24 protein-coding genes are annotated in these 21601 nt (G+C 72.8%); 13 read left to right on the top strand and 11 right to left on the bottom strand.

Going from position 1 to position 21601, the window contains the following annotated elements; genetic code table 11:
- Positions 1-15: 15 nt before the first annotated feature.
- The 6 genes from thpD to ACTFAP_RS04305 form a co-directional block, all read right to left on the bottom strand.
- A complete protein-coding gene (gene thpD / locus ACTFAP_RS04330; RefSeq protein ID WP_386535235.1) occupies positions 16-915 on the bottom strand; it encodes an ectoine hydroxylase in 900 nt (299 codons plus the stop codon).
- A gap of 59 nt (positions 916-974) precedes the next feature.
- The gene (locus tag ACTFAP_RS04325; protein WP_030733865.1) at positions 975-1379 is read right to left on the bottom strand and encodes an ectoine synthase; all 405 of its coding nucleotides are present in this window, start codon (positions 1377-1379) and stop codon (positions 975-977) included.
- A gap of 110 nt (positions 1380-1489) precedes the next feature.
- Positions 1490-2758: a diaminobutyrate--2-oxoglutarate transaminase gene (ectB, locus tag ACTFAP_RS04320; RefSeq protein WP_495683524.1), complete on the bottom strand. Its 1269-nt coding sequence runs from the start codon at positions 2756-2758 to the stop codon at positions 1490-1492.
- 64 nt (positions 2759-2822) lie between these two features.
- Entirely contained in the window at positions 2823-3383 is a 561-nt protein-coding gene (gene ectA, locus ACTFAP_RS04315) for a diaminobutyrate acetyltransferase (protein WP_500468268.1), read from the bottom strand.
- 352 nt (positions 3384-3735) lie between these two features.
- The gene (locus tag ACTFAP_RS04310) at positions 3736-4434 is read right to left on the bottom strand and encodes a hypothetical protein (protein ID WP_500468267.1); all 699 of its coding nucleotides are present in this window, start codon (positions 4432-4434) and stop codon (positions 3736-3738) included.
- Positions 4434-5015 carry a SigE family RNA polymerase sigma factor gene (locus ACTFAP_RS04305; protein WP_495683522.1) on the bottom strand — a complete coding sequence of 194 codons (582 nt, stop codon included), beginning with the start codon at positions 5013-5015 and terminating at the stop codon, positions 4434-4436. Before ACTFAP_RS04305 ends, ACTFAP_RS04310 begins: the two co-directional genes overlap by 1 nt.
- 137 nt (positions 5016-5152) lie before the next feature.
- Here ACTFAP_RS04305 and ACTFAP_RS04300 point away from each other — a divergent pair, with 137 nt between their 5' ends.
- Both ACTFAP_RS04300 and ACTFAP_RS04295 read left to right on the top strand, forming a co-directional pair.
- Complete coding sequence (locus ACTFAP_RS04300; RefSeq protein ID WP_495683521.1) at positions 5153-6274, top strand: amidohydrolase family protein; 1122 nt, start codon at positions 5153-5155, stop codon at positions 6272-6274.
- Between the two features lie 164 nt (positions 6275-6438).
- Positions 6439-7503, top strand: a complete 1065-nt coding sequence (locus tag ACTFAP_RS04295) for an SCO1860 family LAETG-anchored protein (protein WP_500469397.1) — start codon at positions 6439-6441, stop codon at positions 7501-7503.
- 92 nt (positions 7504-7595) lie between these two features.
- Here ACTFAP_RS04295 and ACTFAP_RS04290 read toward each other — a convergent pair whose 3' ends face one another.
- Positions 7596-7832, bottom strand: a complete 237-nt coding sequence (locus ACTFAP_RS04290) for a hypothetical protein (protein ID WP_495683520.1) — start codon at positions 7830-7832, stop codon at positions 7596-7598.
- Positions 7833-7842: 10 nt separating this feature from the next.
- Positions 7843-9117, bottom strand: a complete 1275-nt coding sequence (locus ACTFAP_RS04285; RefSeq protein WP_495683519.1) for an inorganic phosphate transporter — start codon at positions 9115-9117, stop codon at positions 7843-7845.
- Between the two features lie 215 nt (positions 9118-9332).
- On the opposite strand from ACTFAP_RS04285, the gene ACTFAP_RS04280 reads away from it, so the two are divergent.
- The 5 genes from ACTFAP_RS04280 to ACTFAP_RS04260 all read left to right on the top strand — a co-directional run bounded on the left by ACTFAP_RS04280 (position 9333) and on the right by ACTFAP_RS04260 (position 15109).
- Entirely contained in the window at positions 9333-10481 is a 1149-nt protein-coding gene (locus tag ACTFAP_RS04280; RefSeq protein ID WP_495683518.1) for an alpha/beta fold hydrolase, read from the top strand.
- 53 nt (positions 10482-10534) lie between these two features.
- The gene (locus tag ACTFAP_RS04275; protein WP_500468266.1) at positions 10535-11947 is read left to right on the top strand and encodes a hypothetical protein; all 1413 of its coding nucleotides are present in this window, start codon (positions 10535-10537) and stop codon (positions 11945-11947) included.
- A 160-nt stretch (positions 11948-12107) separates the two neighbouring features.
- Positions 12108-13706 (top strand): ribosomal protection-like ABC-F family protein, encoded by a 1599-nt coding sequence (abc-f, locus tag ACTFAP_RS04270; RefSeq protein ID WP_200368059.1) that lies wholly within the window; start codon positions 12108-12110, stop codon positions 13704-13706.
- A 361-nt stretch (positions 13707-14067) separates the two neighbouring features.
- Positions 14068-14289 (top strand): helix-turn-helix domain-containing protein, encoded by a 222-nt coding sequence (locus ACTFAP_RS04265; RefSeq protein WP_385602814.1) that lies wholly within the window; start codon positions 14068-14070, stop codon positions 14287-14289.
- 34 nt (positions 14290-14323) lie between these two features.
- Positions 14324-15109: an enoyl-CoA hydratase-related protein gene (locus tag ACTFAP_RS04260; RefSeq protein ID WP_495683516.1), complete on the top strand. Its 786-nt coding sequence runs from the start codon at positions 14324-14326 to the stop codon at positions 15107-15109.
- Between the two features lie 254 nt (positions 15110-15363).
- On the opposite strand, the gene ACTFAP_RS04255 is transcribed toward ACTFAP_RS04260, so the two are convergent.
- On the bottom strand, positions 15364-16089 hold the full coding sequence (locus tag ACTFAP_RS04255; protein WP_500468265.1) for a hypothetical protein: 726 nt from the start codon (positions 16087-16089) through the stop codon (positions 15364-15366).
- A 174-nt stretch (positions 16090-16263) separates the two neighbouring features.
- Here ACTFAP_RS04255 and ACTFAP_RS04250 point away from each other — a divergent pair, with 174 nt between their 5' ends.
- The 5 genes from ACTFAP_RS04250 (at position 16264) to amaP (ending at position 18625) form a co-directional block, all read left to right on the top strand.
- On the top strand, positions 16264-16698 hold the full coding sequence (locus tag ACTFAP_RS04250) for an Asp23/Gls24 family envelope stress response protein (protein WP_046725418.1): 435 nt from the start codon (positions 16264-16266) through the stop codon (positions 16696-16698).
- Between the two features lie 97 nt (positions 16699-16795).
- Positions 16796-16993: a hypothetical protein gene (locus ACTFAP_RS04245; protein ID WP_046722961.1), complete on the top strand. Its 198-nt coding sequence runs from the start codon at positions 16796-16798 to the stop codon at positions 16991-16993.
- A 6-nt stretch (positions 16994-16999) separates the two neighbouring features.
- Positions 17000-17347, top strand: a complete 348-nt coding sequence (locus ACTFAP_RS04240) for an Asp23/Gls24 family envelope stress response protein (protein ID WP_495683514.1) — start codon at positions 17000-17002, stop codon at positions 17345-17347.
- Entirely contained in the window at positions 17344-18021 is a 678-nt protein-coding gene (locus ACTFAP_RS04235; protein WP_495683513.1) for a DUF6286 domain-containing protein, read from the top strand. The genes ACTFAP_RS04240 and ACTFAP_RS04235 overlap by 4 nt, the downstream gene beginning before the upstream one ends.
- 7 nt (positions 18022-18028) lie before the next feature.
- Positions 18029-18625, top strand: a complete 597-nt coding sequence (gene amaP / locus ACTFAP_RS04230) for an alkaline shock response membrane anchor protein AmaP (protein ID WP_500468264.1) — start codon at positions 18029-18031, stop codon at positions 18623-18625.
- A 19-nt stretch (positions 18626-18644) separates the two neighbouring features.
- Here the strand turns inward: amaP and ACTFAP_RS04225 are convergent, their stop codons facing one another.
- Both ACTFAP_RS04225 and ACTFAP_RS04220 read right to left on the bottom strand, forming a co-directional pair.
- Entirely contained in the window at positions 18645-19475 is an 831-nt protein-coding gene (locus ACTFAP_RS04225; protein WP_495683511.1) for an SURF1 family cytochrome oxidase biogenesis protein, read from the bottom strand.
- Between the two features lie 25 nt (positions 19476-19500).
- On the bottom strand, positions 19501-20514 hold the full coding sequence (locus ACTFAP_RS04220; protein WP_390122443.1) for a DEDDh family exonuclease: 1014 nt from the start codon (positions 20512-20514) through the stop codon (positions 19501-19503).
- A 91-nt stretch (positions 20515-20605) separates the two neighbouring features.
- Here ACTFAP_RS04220 and moaA point away from each other — a divergent pair, with 91 nt between their 5' ends.
- Positions 20606-21595, top strand: coding sequence for a GTP 3',8-cyclase MoaA (gene moaA / locus ACTFAP_RS04215; protein ID WP_390122441.1), 990 nt, complete (start codon positions 20606-20608; stop codon positions 21593-21595).
- Positions 21596-21601 lie beyond the last annotated feature (6 nt).

Here is a 21601-nt window from a genome sequence, read left to right as displayed (position 1 = left end):
TACCACTGATCCCGGTTACCGCACCGGGGTGAAGTCCCGGGCCCCGATGTAGTCGGGGCGCGGGACCGGCGCGGCGAACGGCTCCACGGCCGTGTTCTCCACGCTGTTGAACACGATGAACACATTGCTGCGCGGGTACGGGGTGATGTTGTCCCCCGACCCGTGCATGCAGTTGCAGTCGAACCAGGTGGCGGAACCGGCCGCACCGGTGAACAGCTTGATGCCGTGCTCCTGCGCGAACCGGGTCAGCGCCTCGTCGGACGGGGTCCCGGCGTCCTGCATCTGCAGCGACTTCTTGTAGTTGTCCCTGGGCGTCTCACCGGCGCAGCCCAGGAACGTCCGGTGCGACCCCGGCATGATCATCAGGCCGCCGTTGGTGTCGTAGTTCTCGGTCAGCGCGATCGACACCGAGATCGTGCGCATCCGTGGCAGCCCGTCCTCCGCGTGCCAGGTCTCGAAGTCCGAGTGCCAGTAGAAGCCACTGGCGCCGAACCCCGGCTTGACGTTGATCCGCGACTGGTGGACGTACACCTCGGAGCCCAGTATCTGGCGCGCCATCCCGACCACCCGGGGGTCGCGCACCAGATCCGCGAAGACCTGGCTGAGCTTGTGCACTTCGAACACCGAACGGATCTCCTGCGACTGCGGCTCGATGATCGAGCGCTCGTTCGCACGGATGTCCGGGTCCGCGATCAGCCGGTCGAGTTCGGCGCGGTACACCGCCACCTCGTCCGCGGTGATGAGCTGGTCGACGGCCAGGAAACCGTCCCGCTCCAGACCGGCCAGCTGCTGCGCGCCGACCGGCCCGGCGGTGCCGGGCGGGGACCACACCACCGGGTCCTGCCGCGGGGTGGACACCTCGGTGGCGCCACGGGTCGGGTACAGGTCAGCGGTGCGTTCGCGGGCGATGGTCATGGTGCGTGCCTTCCCTTTCCGGTTCCGGGTGGTGGTGCCGCCGGTAGCGGCTGTGCTGCTCAGCTCACCTCGGGTTCGGTGAGCAGCGGGTAGACGCCGTTCTCGTCGTGGTCCTCGCGGCCGGTGACCGGCGGGTTGAAGACGCAGAGCACCTTGAAGTCGGTGACCGGCCGGACGGTGTGCTTCTCGTGGCCGTCCAGCAGATACATCGTCCCGGGGGTGATCCGGTGCTTCTCGCCGGTGTTGTCGTTGGTGAGCTCGGCCTCGCCCGACACGCAGAAGACCGCTTCCACGTGGTTGGCGTACCACATCGAGGTCTCGGTGCCGGCGTACAGCACCGTCTCGTGGAGGGAGAACCCGACGCGCTCCTTGGCCAGGATGATGCGCTTGCTGCGCCAGGTGCCCGACGCGGATTCGATGTCCCGGTCGGTGCCCTCGATGTCGCTGATGGATCGGACGATCACGGTGTTCGACTTCCCTTCTCGTGGCTGTCTCGGTGCTGATCGGTCGGATGGTCGGTGGACCGGGAGCGACGGTGGGCCCGCCTCCGGCCGGAGGCGGGCCCACCGGCCGGTCAGTCGGTGTCGCGGATGGCGCGGGTGACGATGCGCAGGCCCTCGTCCAGCTCCTCCGGGGTGATGGTCAGGGCCGGGAGGAACTTGACGACCTCGCTCTGCGGGCCGGAGGTCTCCAGCAGCAGGCCGAGTTCGAAGGCGCGCTTGCACACGGCGGTGGCGCGCGCCGGGTCCTGGAACTCCAGTCCCCAGACCAGGCCGCGACCGCGGTAGGAGGCCCCGGCGTGCGCGTGTTCGGCGACGATCTGGCGCAGCGCCTGCTCCACCCGCTCACCGCGGGCCAGGGTCTGCTTCTCCATCTGGCCGTCGCTCCAGTACGTGTTGAGCGCGGCGGCGGCGGTGACGAAGGCCGGGTTGTTGCCCCGGAAGGTGCCGTTGTGCTCACCCGGCTCCCAGATGTCCAGCTCGGGACGGAAGAGGGTCAGCGCCATCGGCAGCCCGTAGCCGCCGATCGACTTCGACACGGTGATGATGTCCGGCACGATGCCCGACTCCTCGAAGGAGAAGAACGCCCCGGTACGGCCGCAGCCCATCTGGATGTCGTCGACGATCAGCAGCATGTCGTGGCGCCGGCACAGATCGGCCAGCGCGCGCAGCCACTCGGGGCGCGCCACATTGATGCCGCCCTCGCCCTGGACGGTCTCCACGATCACGGCGGCGGGCTGGTTCAGCCCGGACCCGGAGTCCTCCAGCAGCCGCTCGAACCAGATGAAGTCCGGGGTCTGCCCATCCAGGTAGTCGTCGAACGGCATCGGGGTGCCGTGCACCAGCGGGATGCCGGCGCCGGCCCGCTTGAAGGCGTTCCCGGTGACCGCGAGCGAGCCGAGCGACATGCCGTGGAAGGCGTTGGTGAAGGAGACGATCGACTCGCGGCCCTTCACCTTGCGGGCCAGCTTGAGGGCGGACTCGACCGCGTTGGTGCCGGTGGGGCCGGGGAACATCACCTTGTGGTCCATGTCCCTGGGGCGCAGCACCACGTCGCGGAAGGTCTCCAGGAACGCCCGCTTGGCGGTGGTGGACATGTCCAGGCCGTGGGTGATGCCGTCGCGCTCCAGGTAGTCGATGAGGGCGCGTTTGAGGACGGGGTTGTTGTGCCCGTAGTTCAGCGACCCCGCCCCGGCGAAGAAGTCGAGGTAGGTGCGGCCGTCCTCGTCGTACAGGTAGCTGCCGTGGGCCCGGTCGAAGATGGCGGGCCAGGAACGGCAGTAGCTGCGGACTTCGGACTCCACGGCCTCGAAGACGCTCAGATCGGGCTGGGTGATGGTCACGGCGTTCTCCCTGGGGGATGCGGTACGCGAGTGGGGTTGGTCGGGTGGGGAGGGGAGCGCGGGCCTAGGGCCCGCCGGGTGCCGGGACGGGGCCGATCCGGTAGAGCACCTCCGGCTCGTGTCCGTTCTCCGGGAAGACTCCGGAGTCGAACAGGACCTCGCGTTCGAGCCCGGCGCCGTGACGCTCGGCGAAGGAGGCGAACAGCCGGTTGGAGGCGGTGTTGTCCGGCGTGATGGTGGTCTCCACCATGTCCACCCCCCGCTCGCGGCCGGTGCGCAGGACCAGGCCGTCCAGCATCGCCGCGGCGAGTCCCTTGCCGCGCTGTGCCGCGTCGACGGCCACCTGCCAGATGAGCAGGGTGCGCGGGGCCTCGGGGCGGGTGTAGCCGGTGATGAACCCGACCGGTTCACCGGTACGGTCCCTCGCCACGATCGAGGTGCCCGCGTAGTCACGGCACCACAGAAGGTAGCTGTAGGAGGAGTTCAGGTCGAGGGCCTTGGAGTCACGGGCGATGCGCCACAATGCTGCTCCATCCTCAAGACGCGGGCTTTCCAGCCGTAGTCCGCCGGCTATTTCGATGAATTCCTGGTCGGCACGTGCATGGTCTGCTTGTGCGGGGGTCATGCCCATCGAATTTACCGAGCATGGGCGGAAATCGCATCGCGAGAGGGGGTTACCCCGGCGGTGGGCGATATGTTATGGGCGCGGCTCCATGATCGCCCGAAGGCTTGGTGCATTGCACGGATATGTCGGTTAGTTACCGTGACAAATGGGGCGCTGGTCTGCCGTTTGTCACGGATGTGTAACGAATCTGTGATCTGTTCACGGGGTTGTGCGGTGCATTACATCCACCACAATGCGCGCGTTTGAGGTCCGGAAAACGGGGCAGGAGGTCCTTGATATGTCGGCCAAAATATTCACCCGGAAAGAGCAGTCCGCGCGATGGTTGAAAAGGCACTGAATTGACGCGTGCCATTCACCGGAAAGCACCTTCGGCGGACAACGGGCCGCCCGCACCCGTCGCCCGGACGAGGTAACGGTCGCGCTCGGGTTCCCGTTCGCCCGCCGGATGGTCGTACTGCGCGGCGAACACATGCGTCCCGGCCGGCACCTCGGCCCCGGCCCGCAGCTCCCACCGGTGGACCAGCTGCCCCGCCTCCTGGCTCACCGTGAGCTCGAAGTCCTCGCCGGGCAGCGTCCGCCAGGCCCCCGTCGGGCGCACCCCCTCCCCGCCGGTCACCCGCAGTTCCAGCGCGAACGCGGTCAGCGGCTCCGCCGTGCGCACCGTGACATTGCTCTGCGACCAGTAGGCGTGCGAGCCCGGATCCACCTCGCCCAGCGCGCTCAGCGGCCCGGCCGTCACCGCCGCGGGCGGCGGCGCCTCGCCCGCGGGCGGCACCGGGCCGGGGCCCGCGGCCGGGCCCCACCAGGCCACCGCCAGCACCACCGCGCCCGCCGCCACCGCGAGCACCACAGCGGCACCGACGGCCCGCGCCCGGGCGGGCAGCGCGGCCGGCCACGGCACCCGGCGCGGCGTACGCTCCGGGAGCCTCCCGCCGCCGTCCGCGATGCCCGCACTCACCCGCGCCCGCATCCGCTCCCGGTCCGGCCGGTGCGCCCCGGCCGCCTCGCGCAGCGCGCCGGTCACCCCGGACGGCTCTGTGCGCTCCGCCATCAGCTACTCCGTTCCACCGGTCCGGTGCGCAGCACCCGCAGCGGCGGGCCACCGCCCTGGCCGCGGCCCGCCTCACCCGGCGTCAGCAACCGCTCCAGCTCGGCGATGCCGCGCGAGGTCTGGCTCTTCACCGTACCGACCGAGATGCCCAGCGCGCGGGCGGTCTCGCGTTCGGACAGGTCGAAGGCGTGCCGCAGCACCACACAGGCGCGCTTGCGGTAGGGCAGCCGGCCCAGCGCGGCCCGCACATCGAGCACCGCGGGGATGTCCGGACCGTTGGTGTGCGTGCTGTGCTGCGACCAGAACAGCGCGATCCTGCGCCGCTCGCGGGTTCTGCTGCGGATCCGGGAGCGCGCCATATTGGCCACCACACCCCGGGCGTACGCGATGGGGCGGTCGGCGGCCCGTACCCGCTCCCAGCGGTGCCAGATGGCGACCAGCGCGTCCGCCGCCAGGTCGTCGGCGCTCTCGGCGCTGTCCGGCCCGCCGAGCAGCAGGTGGGCGAGCCTGGCGAGTTCGGCGTGGTGCCGTTCGAAGAACGCGTCGAACTCCGCGCTGAAATCGTCGCTGGGGTCGGCCACGCCGGCCTCCTTGGTGTTGCGGACCCGGTTCTCCCGTCGAACCCCTCCGTCCTGGTCGACAGGTCGTGCAACGTTCGGACCTGCGTCCAGCCCCCGGCGACCCTGGAGACTAGCAGTCAATTTGTAGGCTGCCGAGCATGATTGACGACACACCGGCGATGCACATCAAGGGACGGGTCCTCCTCGGCCCGGCCGCGGTGGACGGTGCGCGGGCCGAATGGCGGGTGCGGGACGAACTGTGGGTCGTCGGCGGCCGGATCACCTTCCGGCGCCCCGTGGGGGTGCGGGAGATGACCACGGTCAGCGGCTGGGTGCTGCCCGGCCTGGTGGACGCGCACTGCCATGTCGGACTGGACGCGCACGGCGCCGTGGACCGGGCCACCACGGAACGGCAGGCGCTGACGGACCGGGACGCGGGCGCCCTGCTGCTGCGGGACGCCGGCTCGCCCGCCGACACCCGCTGGATCGACGACCGCGCCGACCTCCCGCACCTCATCAGGGCGGGCCGGCACATCGCCCGCCCCCGGCGCTACATCCGCAACTACGCCGAGGAGGTCGAGCCCGCCGCGCTGGCCGCGACGGTACGGGAGCAGGCGCGGCGCGGTGACGGCTGGGTGAAGCTGGTCGGCGACTGGATCGACCGCGAGCGCGGCGACCTGACGCCGTGCTGGCCCGCCCCGGCGCTGCGCGAGGCCATCGCGGCGGCGCACGAGGAGGGCGCGCGGGTGACCGCGCACTGTTTCGCCGAGGACTCGCTGCGCGATCTGGTGGAGGCGGGCATCGACTGCGTGGAGCACGCCACCGGGCTGACCCGGGAGATGATCCCGCTGTTCGCGGAGCGTGGGGTGGCGATCGTGCCGACGCTGGTCAACATCGCCACCTTCCCCCGGCTCGCGGAGGGCGGGGAGGCGAAGTTCCCGCGCTGGGCGGACCACATGCGGCGGCTGCACGCCCGCCGGTACGACACGGTGCGGGAGGCGTACGACGCGGGGATCGCGGTCTTCGCCGGAACCGACGCCGGGGGCTCGCTGGGGCACGGGCTGATCGCCCAGGAGGTGGCCGAACTGCGGGCGGCCGGACTGCCGGTGCACGCGGCGCTGGGCGCGGCGTCCTGGCGGGCGCGGGAGTGGCTGGGTCGTCCGGGTCTGACAGAGGGCGCGCCGGCCGATCTGGTGGTGTACGGGGAGGACCCGCGGGCCGGACTCGCGGTGCTGGCCCGCCCGCGCCGGGTGGTGCTGCGGGGGCGTGTGGTGGCCTGAGGGGGCGCGCGTCCGGGTGAAAACGGGGACGTGGGCGAACAGAAGTGGCCCAGGATTCGCATGCCTGAGCGACTTTGCCCCGTTCGAGTGAAGTGCCCGAAGATTGCTGACGTTTCCATGTTTGAACGTCAAGGATGGCGGAGTCCCAGTCGCCAACGCGTGTGATGTCCCCCATCGGCACGCGTGGCGGCGCCAACTTTTCTGTGGGGGTTCCACACGTGTACAACTCTGCCTTCCGCCGGTCAGCCGTCCTGCTGGCCACCGCCGCGCTGCTGGGGGCCGCGGGCCCCGCGTACGCGACGACCGGCGGGGACAGCACCGGCGAGGAGCACGACGGCCGCGGCTCAGCCCGCGCCACCGTGCTCCGCACCGGCCTGGACGTCGGCCTGCTCAACCGCACCGTCCAGCTGCCGCTCGAACTCACGCTCAACGAGGTGAACGCCCCCGAGACCGAGGGCACCGCGGACAAGACCGCCCTCAGCGCCACCCTCGACGGGGTGGACGGCGGACGCCCCTTCCAGGTGCTGCGCGCCGATGTCGCCTCCGCCTCCGCCTCCGCCACCGCGGACGGCACCGAGGCCGAGGTCTCGCTCGCCGAGGCGAAGATCCACGTCCCCGGGCTGCCCCTGCTGTCCGTGGTCGAACTGGAGGCCGTCACCGCCCGCGCCGTCTGCGCCACCGGAGCCGCCCCCGTCGCCGAGGCCAACCTCGGCGCGAGCGTCACGGTGCTCGGCAAGGAGATCACCCTCACCACCGGCGGCAGCACCACGGTGGACGTGCCGGGGGTCGGCTCCGTCCAGCTGGACCTGTCCAGGACCGAGACCACCACCGACACCGCGGCCGCCAGCGCGCTGGACCTCCAGATCTCCGTCAACCCGCTCAAGCTCAATGTCGCGGAGGTCGAGGGCCGCATCACCCTGGCCGAGGTCGGCTGCACCACCCCGGACGGCACGCGGGACCCGGGCGAGGAGGAGGAAGAGCCGGAGCGCGAGGAGCCCGAGCCGCCGGCCGAGGAGGAGCAGCCGGAGCCGCAGGGCCCCAGCACCCAGACCGGTGACCGGAGCGAGGTCGACCAGCGCACCCCGGACCTGGCCGCCACCGGAGGCGACCCCCGCACGCCGTACCTCGCGGGCAGCGCCATCGCCCTGCTGGGCGGCGGCGGCATCCTCCTGGTCGCCCGGCGCCGCGCCATGGCTGCGGCAGCCGCCCGCAGGACCGCCGAGGGCTGATCCCGCTCTGATCGCCCTCGTTCCGTAGCGGTGCCCCCGGCCCTTGTCCCGGGCCGGGGGCACCCCGGAGGAAGACGATCGGCCGAGCGCGCTCAGAACGCGATCAGATAGATCCCGAAGACAACCGCGGCGGCACACAGCGCGAAGCACGTGTAGGCGATCAGCTTGCTCAGCGCCACGGCCAGCCGCGGCCGGGCGGCGGCGGTCGCCGTGCCGCCCTCCTGGGCGGACCCGGTGACGATGCCGACCGTGAACAGGCCGACCAGCGCCACCGTCATCAGAACGGAGACCAGGACGACCTCGCCCAGTACGGACCACTCGATGTTCATCGCTGCTACCTCAGACCGTCGTGGTGGGCTTGTCGGGTACGGACGGCTCATCGCCGGCCCGGGCGGCGGAGGCCGCCTGCGGAATCGTCACCTGGAGCGGCATCGCGCTCGCCCCGGCGGTCGCGGCCGGCTCCCCGTCCGCACGGCCGGCGGCACCGCCGGCCACCGGCTCGTTCACGTCGTTCACATCGTTCACGTTCGAGTGGTCCACCGGGTCGCGCCGCGACCGCACGAAGATGGCCGCACTCACCACGATCAGCAGCGCCAGCACCGCGCTGACACCCCAGGTGCCCTGCTCCGCCAGCAGCGCGCCCAGCGCGCCGATGATGCCGGCGGCCGGCAGCGTCAGCCCCCACGCCACCACCATCTTGCGCGCCGTCGACCAGTGCACCACGCCGCCCTTGCGGCCCAGGCCGCAGCCCATGACCGCGCCCGAGCACACCTGGGTTGTGGAGAGCGCGAAGCCCATGTGGGAGGAGGCCAGGATCGTGGTCGCCGCGCTGGTCTGGGCCGCGAAGCCCTGCGGCGGCTGAATGTCGGTGAGGCCCTTGCCCAGCGTGCGGATGATCCGCCAGCCGCCCAGGTAGGTACCGAGCGCGATCGCGATCCCGGCCGAGGCGATCACCCACATGGGCGGATCCGAGTCCGGGGCCAGCGCCCCGCCCGCGATCAGCGCCAGGGTCATCACACCCATCGTCTTCTGCGCGTCATTGGTGCCGTGCGCCAGGGAGACCAGCGCGGCCGAACCGATCTGGCCCGCCCGGTACCCCTTGGAGGTGGCCCGCTCGTCCGCGTTGCGCGCCACCCGGTACGTCAGCCGGGTCGCCCACATCGCGGCGAACCCCGCCACCAGCGGCGCCACCAGCGCCGGGACGATCACCTTCATCACCACGGCGTCACCGTGGATGGCGTCCAGGCCCACCGAGGCGATGGTCGCCCCGATCAGCCCGCCGAACAGGGCGTGCGAGGAACTGGAGGGCAGCCCCACCAGCCAGGTGAGCAGGTTCCAGATGATGGCGCCCACCAGACCGGCGAAGATCACCTCGGGCCGGACACCCGCCGACTCGTCGATGATCCCGCCCGAGATGGTCCGTGCCACCTCGACCGACAGAAAGGCGCCGACCAGATTCAGGACGGCCGACATGGCCACCGCCGCCTTGGGCTTCATGGCCCCGGTGGAGATGGTGGTGGCCATGGCGTTGGCCGTGTCGTGGAAGCCATTGGTGAAGTCAAATGCCAAAGCCGTGACGATCACGATCGCGATCAACAGCGTGATGTGTTCCATCCACCGGACAATCAGTTCGACGGGGCAAGGCCGCGGTGAACGTAAAAGAAACAGATGAACGGAAAGTGAACTGCTGGCAGCCACCCGGTGCTGTGTCCCAAGGACCCTTGTCAGAACGGTGAATGCGCAGGTGAACGAGGCGCATCACACCCCTTCACACACCCCCTCGCCCGCCCCGAGTGGCCGCGCTCCACGTCCGCCCGCATGCTGGACCCATGGTCCGGCGCACTACGGCGGCGATGACCGCCACAGCCCTGCTGGGAGCCACCGCCGCGGCAGCCGTGGCGGCGGTACGCAGCGGCAGACGAGCCACCACCCCGGTCGGCTTCACCGGTGTCCCGCTGACGGTGCACGCCACCGCCGCCGGACGCATCACCCTCACCCGCACGCTGGAAACCCTGCGCCCGGGCACGTACGCGCTGGTGGCGAGCCACGGCGACCCGCCCGCCCGGGCTGTCGTCGGTGAACTGCTCGACGTACCGGCCGGCGACCGCACCGTCGTGCGCCGCCTGATCGGCACCACCCCGGAGGAGGGCCCACGGCTCACTCCCGGCACCCACGTCACCGTCACCCCGCAGCTCTACCACGGCGACCCGTTCACGGCGCTCGGCATCCCGTACACCGACATCACCGTCCCCGGTGAACTGGGCGCACTGCCGACCTGGTGGGTCGCCGGGGACCGCGACACCTGGATCATCGCCCTGCACGGCGGCCTCGGCGCCACCCGCGAACAGGCGCTCAACCTGCTGCCCCGCTGGCAGCGGGACCAGTTCCCGGTGCTGATCCCGCGCTACCGCGGCGATCCGGGCGGCCCCGGCACCCCCCGTACCCGCCAGGACATGAACCGGTTCGGCGCCGCCGAATGGCACGACGCCGACGCCGCCATCCGGCACGCCCTGCACCTGGGCGCCCGCCGGGTGATCCTGCACGGCTGGTCCACCGGCGCCACCATGGCCCTGTACGCCGCCGCCCACTCCCCGCTCGGCCACCATGTCGCCGGACTCGTCCTCGACTCACCCGTCCTGGACCGGGCCGCCACCCGGCGCGCGCTGGCCGCCCGGCGCGGTGTCCCCACCCCGCTGCTGCCGCTGGCCGTCGCCGGCGCCCAGGGCGGGCTCCTCCCGCACGACGCCGACCCGCCGCCGCTGATTCCCGGGCCGCACGGCAGGCCGCTGCCGGTGCTCATCCTGCACGGCCCCGGCGACACCGTGGCCCCCTGGGACGCCTCCCGCGCCCTGGCCGCACGGCACCCCGAGGCCGTCGTCCTGCACACCGTCCGGCAGGCCGAGCACGCCGCCATGTGGAACGCCGACCCGGCCGACTACGAGGACGTCCTGCGGCGCTTTGTCACCCCCCTCATGTGAGCGCGGACGGCCGCCGTTTGGGCTTTCGAGCCCTCAGCGGTGAAACTGCTCGGGTGACGTCCCGAACTCCGCGCGAGCCCCGGTTGCACCTGGTCCCCGAAGTGCCCGCCCAGCCCGGCGCCGCGGGCCGGCGAACCCGAACCCGCCCCGCCGCACGACGCACCCCCACCCCGCCCCGCGGCATCCCGCCGCGCGCCGAGCTCGCCCGGCAGGCCCGCGACCGGCTGGCCGACGCCGTACGCGTGGCCCGCTGGGCCCAGCTCACCGGCAGCGCCCCGGACGCCGCCACCGACCGGGCCGCCGCGGCGCTGCGGCTCAGCCCCGCCCAACTGCGTGAACTGTGGGGCAACGCCCGCCTCGCCGGCCTCGTCGAACAGGGCGACCCCGGACCCGGCAGCACCGCGGGAGAGGTACGCGGCGGCTGGCGGCTGCGCGCCTGGGACAGCGACGACACCGCCGTGCTGCGCGGCTGGGTCGCCCTCTTCGACGCCTGGTCCCTGGCCCGCCCCGCCCCCGGCGACGCGGACACCACCCTGGTGGCCGAGATCATCACCGCCGTCCCGCAGCTGCTCGCCTTCATGCAGCTGTCCGACGGCCCCGTCACCGCCGTGGAACTCCTGGACCTGCTGCGCCAGCGCGTCACCGAGCTGCGCGAGGGCAGGCCGGGCAGCGGGCCCGCCCCGGCCGCCGCCGCCTCGATAACCCCCGACCCCGAACTCGTACGCCTGCTGGGCTGGGCCCTGGACGCGCTCGCCGCCGTCGGCGCCCTCACCCTGCACGCCCGCTACGGCGACACCCCCGCCCGGGCCCGGCTCACCCCGCTCGGCGGCTGGGCGATGTGGACCAAGCTGGAACAGATCTGCATCGCCGCCCAGAGCCCGGCCGGCAACATCGAACAGTCCGCCGTGGGCATGCTGCGCGGCTGCGCCGGGCTCACGCCAGGACCCGCCCGCGCCGAGTACCGCGCCTGGCTGGCCGCCCGCCCCACCGGCCCCGCCGTCGACGAGCTGCTGGAGGCCGCGCGCGGCGAGGACGCCCTCATCCGCGGCCTGGCCTTCGACGCGCTGCGGGTGGTCGGCGCCCCCGCCCGCGGCGCCGTACGGGCCGCCGCCGTGGAGGCCGGACTGCGGCCCTACGCGCTGCTGTGGCTGGCCGAGCACGAGGGGGAGGGCGCGGACGCCGACCCCGAGGAGGCACCGCTGACCGTCCTCACCCGGCAGGAGGCCACCTGGCTGTGGGTGGACACCGCGTCGGCGGCCCACGAGCACGGCTCGGGGCAGCTGCTGCTGGACCACCTCGACTCGGCCCTCCAGCCCTCCATCCCCGAACTGCTCACCGAGATCCGCACCTGCGGCCACCCGCACACCGTCCAGGTCCTGCTCGCGCTGGCCGCCGCCCACCCCGACCCCGCCACCGCCAAACGCGTCCGCCGGGCGGCCTTCCAGGTCCACAACGGCGGCGTCTGAGGGGGGCGTCCCGGGGGTTTCCGGGGGCGGGTGGGGCGCGAAAAAGGTTTGCGGGCCCCCGGTAAACTACCCCGTATGGACATCTCGCTCCTCGTTGCTTAGCGGACGTACCCGCTCCACAAGAAGCTTCTGCCCGTACGTCCTCACCTGGAGTGTTCCTGTGATTACCGCAACCGGTGTCGAGCTGCGCGCCGGCGCCCGCGTTCTGATCGAATCCGCGTCCTTCCGCATCGCCCGCGGCGACCGGATCGGTCTCGTGGGCCGCAACGGCGCCGGCAAGACCACCTTGACCAAGTGCCTGGCCGGCGAGGGCATCCCGGCCGGCGGCACCATCACCCGCGGCGGCGAGACCGGCTATCTGCCGCAGGACCCGCGCACCGGCGACCTCGACGTGCTCGCCCGCGACCGGGTGCTCTCCGCCCGCGGCCTGGACACCGTGCTGCGCGGCATGCGCGAGAACGAGCAGCGGATGGCCACCGGCAAGGGCGCCACCCGCGAGCGCGCCATGAAGAAGTACGAGCGGCTGGAGACCGAGTTCCTCACCAAGGGCGGATACGCCGCCGAGGCCGAGGCGGCCACCATCGCCGCCAGCCTCGGCCTGCCCGACCGGGTGCTCGGCCAGCCCCTGCACACCCTCTCGGGCGGCCAGCGGCGCCGCGTCGAGCTGGCCCGCATCCTCTTCTCGGACGCCGACACCCTGCTGCTGGACGAGCCCACCAACCACCTGGACGCCGACTCCATCGGGTGGCTGCGGGACTTCCTGAAGACCTACCGGGGCGGGCTCGTGGTCATCTCCCACGACATCGAGCTGGTGGAGACCGTCGTCAACAAGGTCTTCTACCTCGACGCCACCCGCTCCCAGATCGACATCTACAACATGGGCTGGAAGCAGTACCTGGCCCAGCGCGAGGCGGACGAGCGGCGCCGCAAGCGCGAGCGCGCCAACGCCGAGAAGAAGGCCGCCGCCCTCAACGCCCAGGCCGACAAGATGCGCGCCAAGGCCACCAAGACCGTCGCCGCACAGAACATGGCCCGCCGCGCCGAGCGGCTGCTGTCCGGCCTGGAGGAGGCGCGGCAGCAGGACAAGGTCGCCAAGCTGCGCTTCCCCGACCCCGCCCCGTGCGGCAAGACCCCCCTGATGGCCGAGGGCCTGTCCAAGTCGTACGGCTCGCTGGAGATCTTCACCGATGTCTCGCTCGCCATCGACAAGGGCTCCCGGGTGGTGATCCTGGGCCTCAACGGCGCGGGCAAGACCACGTTGCTGCGGCTGCTGGGCGGCGTGGAGAAGCCCGACACCGGCCAGGTCACCCCCGGCCACGGACTCAAGCTCGGGTACTACGCCCAGGAGCACGAGACGCTGGACCCCGAGCGCACCGTGCTGGAGAACATGCGCACGGCCGCCCCCGACATGGACCTGGTCGCCATCCGCAAGACGCTGGGCTCCTTCCTGTTCTCCGGCGACGACGTGGACAAGCCGGCCGGGGTGCTCTCCGGCGGCGAGAAGACCCGGCTGGCCCTGGCCACCCTGGTCGTCTCCTCCGCCAACGTGCTGCTGCTGGACGAGCCCACCAACAACCTCGACCCGGCCAGCCGCGAGGAGATCCTGGGCGCCCTGCGCACCTTCACCGGCGCGGTGGTCCTGGTGACGCACGACGAGGGCGCCGTGCAGGCGCTCGAACCGGAGCGGATCATCCTGCTGCCGGACGGCGTGGAGGACCTGTGGGGCAAGGACTACCTGGACCTGGTGGCGCTCGCCTGATGACGGCCCGATCCACCGGATGTGATCATCCGGGATGGATCATTCGGCCCAGCCTTGATCCTTCATATGAGTGAGGGCGGCTCGTACCGCGGCGTGTCAGTGCGCCGGTCGTACGACCGCCCTCCTCGCGTGCGCACGCCCGCCGCACCACCTCGCTGACCAGCGGATTCGGCCCGAGGCCCGCCGTGCCCGCGCGGCCCGCGGCGCGACGGCGCCCCGCCGTACGGCCGCGACGCGCCGGGAAGCCGTTGTCCGCTTGTCGTACGGACATCGTCGAATGGGTGGCCAGGAAGCGGGATAGGGGTGATCATGAGAGTCAGTTCGGAGAGTCCAACAGCGCACTTCCCACGAGGAGGCACGGGTGGCCGAGACTCTGAAGAAGGGCAGCCGGGTAACCGGCGCCGCACGCGAGAAGCTCGCGGCGGACCTCAAGCGTAAATACGAATCCGGCGCGAGTATCCGGGCCCTGGCCGAGGAGACCGGCAGGTCCTACGGCTTCGTGCACCGCATGCTCAGCGAAGCCGACGTCACCCTGCGTGGCCGCGGCGGCGCGACCAGAGGAAAAAAGACCCCGGCGGCCTGATCACACCGCCGCCGGGGGCGGATAACCTGACCCGATGACGCTGCTGGAGAAGGACGGTGTACGGGTCACCGTCGACGCCGACGGTGCCCTGGCGACCGTCACCCTGACCAACCCGGCCAAGCGCAACGCCCAGACCCCTGCCCTGTGGCGGGCGCTGGCCGAGGCCGGGCGGCGGCTGGACGGCGCTGTACGCGTCGTCGTGCTGCGCGCCGAAGGGGTTTCCTTCTCCGCCGGTCTCGACCGGCGGGCGTTCACCCCCGAGGGCATCGACGGTGAGGTGTCCTTCCCCGCCCTGGCCCGCCGCCCGGACGGGGAGATCGACGCCGTCATCGCCGAGTACCAGGAGGCGTTCACTTGGTGGCGCCGCAGCGACCTGATCAGCGTCGCCGCCGTGCAGGGGCACGCCATCGGCGCGGGCTTCCAGCTCGCCCTCGCCTGCGATCTGCGGATCTGCGCCGATGACGTCGCTTTCGCGATGCCCGAGACCACCCTGGGCCTGGTGCCCGACCTCGGAGGCACCAAGCCGCTGGTCGAACTGCTGGGCTACCCGCGTGCGCTGGAGGTGTGCGCCACCGGCCGCACGCTCCACGCCGAGGAGGCCGAGCGCACCGGCCTGGCCAATCTGGTGGTCCCGGCGGCGGAACTGGCCGGCGCCATCGAGGATCTGACCACCGCGCTGCTCGCCGCACCGCGCGCGGCGGTGACCGAGACCAAGGCCCTGCTGGCGACGGCCGCCACCCACACCCCCGAGGAACAGCGCGAGGCCGAACGCGCCGCCCAGACCCGCCGGCTGCGGGACCTGACCGGCCTGGGCGAGTGAGCGCACGGAGCGGCGCGGTGCCGCCGGTCCCGCCCGGCGCGCCTCGTCACCCCGACGGGTTCGTCCGGTGGTGCCCGCCACGCGGCTGACACCGCGCGGTGCGCCGCGCCGAAGGGAACGCCCGCCGCCCCCGCGCCCGGTACGGACCGGCCGCCCGGCACACGTGCCGCTGTCGGGCCCGTCCGAGGGGACTGCCACCCGGACGGCCCCGCGACGTGCGGGGACGGTGCCGGGCCGGCCGGTGCCCTCCGGCGCTACCCGCCGGCCGGCTGCCGGCCGTCCGGCAGCACATCGGTCACCACGGCGGACACCCGCACGGGGCCCGGCGCCCGGTCGTCCAGCGCGGCGGCGGCGGCCGTCCGGGCCTCCCGGACGATGTCCAGCACCCGGCGGCCGTCCGTCACCGCCAGCACCAGCCGGACCAGCCGGCACGGCGGTTCCCCGCTGTCGGTGATCTCCACGCGGTGCGGCAGCGCGTACACCCCGGGCACCGCTCGCACCGCCGCGGCCACCGCGCCCCCGCCCGCCCGGTCCGCCGGCCCCGGCGCCGTCGCGGTCACCTCCCCCTCGCCGATCTCCCCGGCTTCCTCGATGAGTCCGGCCACCCGCAGATCGATGGTGGCCACCGCGAGCCCCAGCCGGTCGCGGGCCGCCTGGGCCAGCGCCAGCCGCAGGGTGTTGGCGTACTCCGGCAGCGGCTGGTTCACCGGGGCCGCCACGGTGACCGTCATGGCCAGCGGGCCGGGCGGCAGCGCGCTGGCCGGCGGGGGCACCGCCGCGGGCGCGGGATCCGGCTCGGTGACCGCGAGCCGCAACTCCTCGATGCGCGCCGCCGGTACCGCCGCGGCCACCGCCCGGCGCAGCGCCCCGGCTGCCGCCCGCTCCGCCAGCCACGCCCCGTCGGCCGCCGGACCGAGCGGCACCAGCCGCCCCAGCTCCACCTGCTGACGGACCGCGTGCAACAGCCGCTCGTCGTTCATCGTCCGCATCCCTTCGCCGCGACCAGCATGCGTCATGCGTGGAGCGGGGTGTCAGCGGGCACGCGTAGGGTTGCCGGCGAACGGTGAATTGACCGCCGTTCGGATGATGTGGATGTCGAAGTGGGGTGAGGTTCCGTGTCCGATACCGAAACCGAGGTCGGGACGACGACCGAGCTGCCCGGCAAGTCCCTTGCGGGGCGCCGTGGCACCGGCGATCCCGCCACCCGGGGGCGCACCACCATCGCCGACGGCGTGGTGGCCAAGATCGCGGGGATGGCGGCCCGGGACGTGGTGGGCGTGCACGCGATGGGCAGCGGCCTCGCCCGCACGTTCGGCGCCGTACGGGACCGGGTGCCGGGCAGCGGCAAGTCCGCCACCCGGGGCGTCAAGGCCGAGGTCGGGGAGGTGCAGACGGCGCTCGATCTGGAGATCGTCGTCGAGTACGGGGTCTCCATCGGCGATGTGGCGCGCACCGTCCGGGAGAATGTGATCACCGCGGTGGAGCGCATGACCGGACTGGAAGTGGTCGAGGTCAATATCGCCGTGGTGGATGTGAAGTTGCCCGACAGCGAGGAAGATGACGAGGACTCCCGCCCGGCGTTGCACTAGGAAGTGTCCGGCACACAGCACCGGTCAGGATGTGTCGGACAGGAGCTAGGACAGCGCCAGGGGTTACCGGGGCGTCGCGCGGCGAAGGAGCGGACGGATGAGCATGGCGGTGGTCGGCATGGTGGCCGGCATGGCACTGGGATTCGCCGGGTATTTCGGCGGGTTCGGGGCCTTCTTGCTGGTCGCGGCGCTGGGAGCGATCGGGTTCGTGGCCGGCCGGTTCGCCGACGGTGACCTGGAGCCCGGGGACTTCTTCCGGGTCAGGGACCGCGGCGAGCGGGACCGGCGGAGGTGAGATCCGATGACATCGGTGGTGCCTGCCGCTGAGCGCGGCGCGACCCGGATCACCGAGCGCGTGGTGGCCAAGCTCGCGGCCCAGGCCGCGCGCGAGGCACTCGGCCGCCCCGCGCCCGGCGCGCGTCCCTCCGCCACGGCGGTGCTGCGGCCCACCCGGGGCCCGGCCAGGATCCGGGTCGCCGTGGAACTGGCCTATCCCTCCGACATCGGTGCCCAGTGCGGGGCGGTGCGCCGGCAGATCGTCCTGCGGATGAAGGAGCTGGCCGACATCGACGCACCGGAGGTGGCCGTCGACGTGGAACGGCTGCACTCGGCCGAGTCGCGCGGCGCGAGCGCGGGGAGAGTGCGGTGAGCGAGGAGCGGCCGCTCTCCCTGGCCAAGGAGCCGGAGGCGGAGCGGGAGCCGGAGCCGGACGTCACCCCCGCCGGTGGCATGGCCGTGTCCTCCTCGGCGGCGCGCTACGAACCGGAAGGCGTCGCAGGCCAGGAGCCCGCCGGCCGCTTCTGGTCGGTGCGCCGCTGCCCGGCCGCGTTCGTGGCCCTCGTCCTGCTGCTGGCCGCCGCCCTGCTGCTGTACGACGTCGCCTCGGTGCGCGCCGACCGCCCGGTCGGCGCCTGGCGCCGCCGGCTAGCCGACGAGCTCGCCACCCGCCCCCTGGAGGACCCGTGGGTGATCGCGGCGGCGGTGTCCGCCGTGGTGCTCGGGCTGGTGCTGATCGTGCTGGCCCTGACTCCGGGGCTGCGCGGACTGCTGCCCATGCGCCGGGACAGCGCGGTGCTGCGCGCCGGGATAGAGCGCCGCGCGGCGGCCGTGGTGCTGCGTGACCGGGGGCTTCAGGTGCCGGGAGTGCGGACGGTACGCGTCCGCGTCGGCCGGCGCCGGGTCCGGGTCTGGGCGCAGGCGCACTTCCGGGATCTGCACGAGGTGCGGGCCGATCTCGATGAGGTCCTGGAGGACGGCATCGCCGGGCTCGGCCTGGCCAGACAACCGGCGCTGACCGTCCAGGTCCGCCGGCCGAAGGGATGAGACCACGATGCTGCGGATCACCAACCGGATCCTGCTCGCCCTGACCGGTCTCGGCCTGCTGACCGGCGGCCTCGCCGTGCTGTTCGCGGCCCTCGATCTGCCCGCCCGCTGGGGCATCACCCTGCCGTCCGGCTACACCTGGCGCGGCCCAGGCAACGTCCTGCTGGGCGCGGACGGCCGGACCCGCTGGCACGGGACGGGCTGGTTCTGGCCGGTGGTGCTGGGCGTGCTCGGCCTGCTGGTGCTGCTGGCCCTGTGGTGGCTGCTCGCCCAGCTGCGCCGCCGGCGGCTGAGCGAGATCCTGGTGGACAGCGAGGACGGGGTGGGCGCGCTGCTGCGCGGGCAGGCGATGGAGGAGGTCGTGACGGCCGAGGCGGAGTCACTGCCGGGCATCGACCGCGCGACGGTCACCCTCACCGGCCGTCGCACCGAGCCCCGGGCCCGGGTGGGTCTGCTGCTCTCCCCGCAGGCCGAACCGGCGGATGTGGTCCGCCGGCTGGAGGCCGAGGCGCTCACCCACGCCGGCCGCTCGGCCGGTCTGGAGTCCCTGCCCACGGAGGTCCGCCTGCGTGCGGCGAAGCATCCGCCGGAGCGCGTCAGCTGACCCGTCCCGTACGGGCGGCTCAACCGCCGGTGGCGGCCGCCGGTTCCTTGCGCGGGGCGGGGGAGGGGGCGGGCGTCCGGTTCTGCCTCCCGGCTTCCGCCTCGCGGTCCTTGACCTCGCGGCGCAGCAGGATGATCCATCCCGCCGGGACGCCGGCGGCGAAGATCCACCACTGGATGGCGTAGGCGAAGTGCGCGCCGATCCCGGTGTGGTCGGGGGCGTCGCGCGGCAGCGGCGCGCCCTCCGCCTCGTCGGCGGGGGAGCTGTCCGTCAGGTCGATGAACCCGGCGAGCATCGGCGTGCCCAGCGCCTCGGCGCGCTGTTCGCTGTTGACCAGCATCACCATGCGCTCCGGCAGGCCGGGCCGGTCCTTGATGCCGGTGTTCGCGGTGGTCTCGTCCACCATCAGCCGCCCGGTCACCGTGACCTCGCCGGCCGGCGGGGCCGGCACCTCGGGCGCCACCGTCACATCACCGCCGGCCGGCACCCAGCCGCGGTTGACCAGCACCGCCGTGCCGTCGTCCTGGAGCAGCGGCGTCAGCACCAGATAGCCGACCTCGTCGTTCGGCCCGGTTCTGGAGCGGGTCAGCACTTCGTGGCCGGCGTCGTACACGCCGGTGGCGGTCACCGGCCGGAAGCGGTCCCCCGGGTCCGGTCCGGTGCCCACCGAGGTCAGCTCGGTCATCGGCACCACGGGTGCCGCCAGGCTCTGGGAGATCAGATCGTTCCGGGCGACCCGCTGCTCGTGCCGGTGCAGCTGCCAGAAGCCCAGCCAGACGAAGGCCGGGATCAGCGCGAGTGCGACCAGCGTGAGAGTCACCCACTGCCGCGTCAGCAGAAAGCGGTACACGGCTGACGACGTTACCCGAACGTGGTCAGACCTCCGGCGCCGGGGCCACCTCCCGCAGCAGATGCGTGAACGCCGCCTCGTCCAGCACCGGGGTGCCGTACGCCCTGGCCTTCGCCACCTTGCTGGTCGGTGCCTGCGGGTCGTTGGTGACCAGCACACTGGTCAGCCGGGACACGCTGGTGGCGATGTGCAGACCCGCCTCGAACGCCTGGTCCTCCAGCAGCTCGCGGTCCACCGAGGTGTCCCCGGAGAACGCCACCCGCATGCCCTGCGTCAGCCGGCCGCCCGGCTCGTAGCGGCCGGGGTTGGGGTACGGGCACGGCGGACGCCGCTTCGTCGCCCGCCACCCGGGCTGCCAGCCCGCCCCGCTGCCGCCCGACGCGCGCGCCGCGCCGCCCGAGGCGGCCTGCGGCCAGTCGGTGACCGGCAGACACGCCAGCAGCGGCAGCGGCAGCCGCAGCCGCGCGGCCCGCTCCAGGCTGGGCCGGAACGCCTCCGCCAGCACCCGCGCGTCGTCCAGCGCGTGGTGCGCGCGCCGCTGCTCCACACCGAAGTGGGCGGCGAGCGTCTCCAGGCGGTGGTTGGCCAGCGGCAGCCCCAGCGCCTTGGACAGCTGGATGGTGCACAGCCGCTGCTCCACCGGCGCCACCCGCTTGGCCCGCGCGTACTCGCGGGCGATCATCTTCCAGTCGAAGACGGCGTTGTGCGCGACCAGCACCCGCCCTTCGAGGCGCTGCGCGAAATCGCCGGCGATCTCGGCGAACAGCGGCGCGTCGGCCAGCATGTCGCTGGTCAGCCCGTGAATCCAGGTCGGACCCGGGTCACGCTCCGGGTTGACCGGCGTGTACCAGTGATCCTCCACCTCCCCCCTGGCGGTCAGTCGGTAGACCGCCGCCGATACGATCCGGTCATCCGGTGCGAGCCCCGTGGTCTCCACATCCACCACCGCGTACCCGCCGGGGTATCCGGTGGGCCAGGGCACGCCCGCCGACTGCTGTGCGGGAACCTCAACTGTGGTTGCCTGGTGGTCTTCGAGCATGGTCCCTGAGGATACGGGCCGCCACCGACAGCGCCCCCACCGCCGCCGGGAGTTGACGGCCCTGTCACAGAGGTGACGTACCCTGCCAAACATGTTGTCGGACACCTACGGCCGCGTCGCCACCGATCTGCGGGTCTCCCTGACCGACCGTTGCAATCTGCGCTGCACCTACTGCATGCCGGAAGAGGGCCTGCGCTGGCTGCCCAAGCCCGAACTGCTGACCGACGACGAGATCGTCCGCCTGGTGACCGTCGCCGTGCGGGAACTCGGCGTCACCGAGGTCAGATTCACCGGCGGCGAGCCGCTGCTGCGCCCGGGTCTGGTGTCCATCGTGGAGCGGTGCGCCGCGCTGGCCCCCCGCCCCCGGCTCTCGGTGACCACCAACGGCATCGGCCTGGAACGGGTGGCGGGCGCGCTGCGCGCCGCGGGCCTGGACCGGGTCAATGTGTCCCTGGACACCCTCGACGCGGACACCTTCCGCACCCTCACCCGTCGCGACCGGCACGCCGACGTGCTGCGCGGTCTCGCCGCCGCCCGCGCCGCCGGGTTGGACCCGGTCAAGGTCAACACCGTGCTCATGCCCGGCGTCAACGACACCGAGGCCGCGGATCTGCTGGCCTGGGCCATCGCGCACGACTACGAACTGCGCTTCATCGAACAGATGCCCCTGGACCCGCAGCACGGCTGGCAGCGCGACACCATGGTCACCGCGCAGGACATCCTGCGCGACCTCGCCGCCCGCTTCACCCTCGTCCCCGAGAGCGAGGCGGCACGCGGCGCCGCGCCCGCCGAACGCTGGGTGGTGGACGGCGGCCCGCACCGGGTCGGGGTGATCGCCTCCGTCACCCGGCCGTTCTGCCGCACCTGTGACCGCACGCGGCTGACGGCCGACGGGCAGGTCCGTACCTGCCTGTTCGCCCGCGAGGAGTCCGATCTGCGCGGTGCGCTGCGCGACGGCGCCGACGACGCGGAGCTGGCCGCGCGCTGGCGCACCGCGATGTGGGGCAAGAAGGCAGGGTCCGGGCTCGATGACCCGTCCTTCCTCCAGCCGCAGCGCCCCATGTCCGCCATCGGCGGCTGAGGCGCC

This window comes from Streptomyces sp. PH9007, from assembly GCF_059813725.1.
The sequence above is the reverse complement of the archived record's forward strand: the minus strand, read 5'-3'. Positions and strand labels throughout refer to the sequence as shown.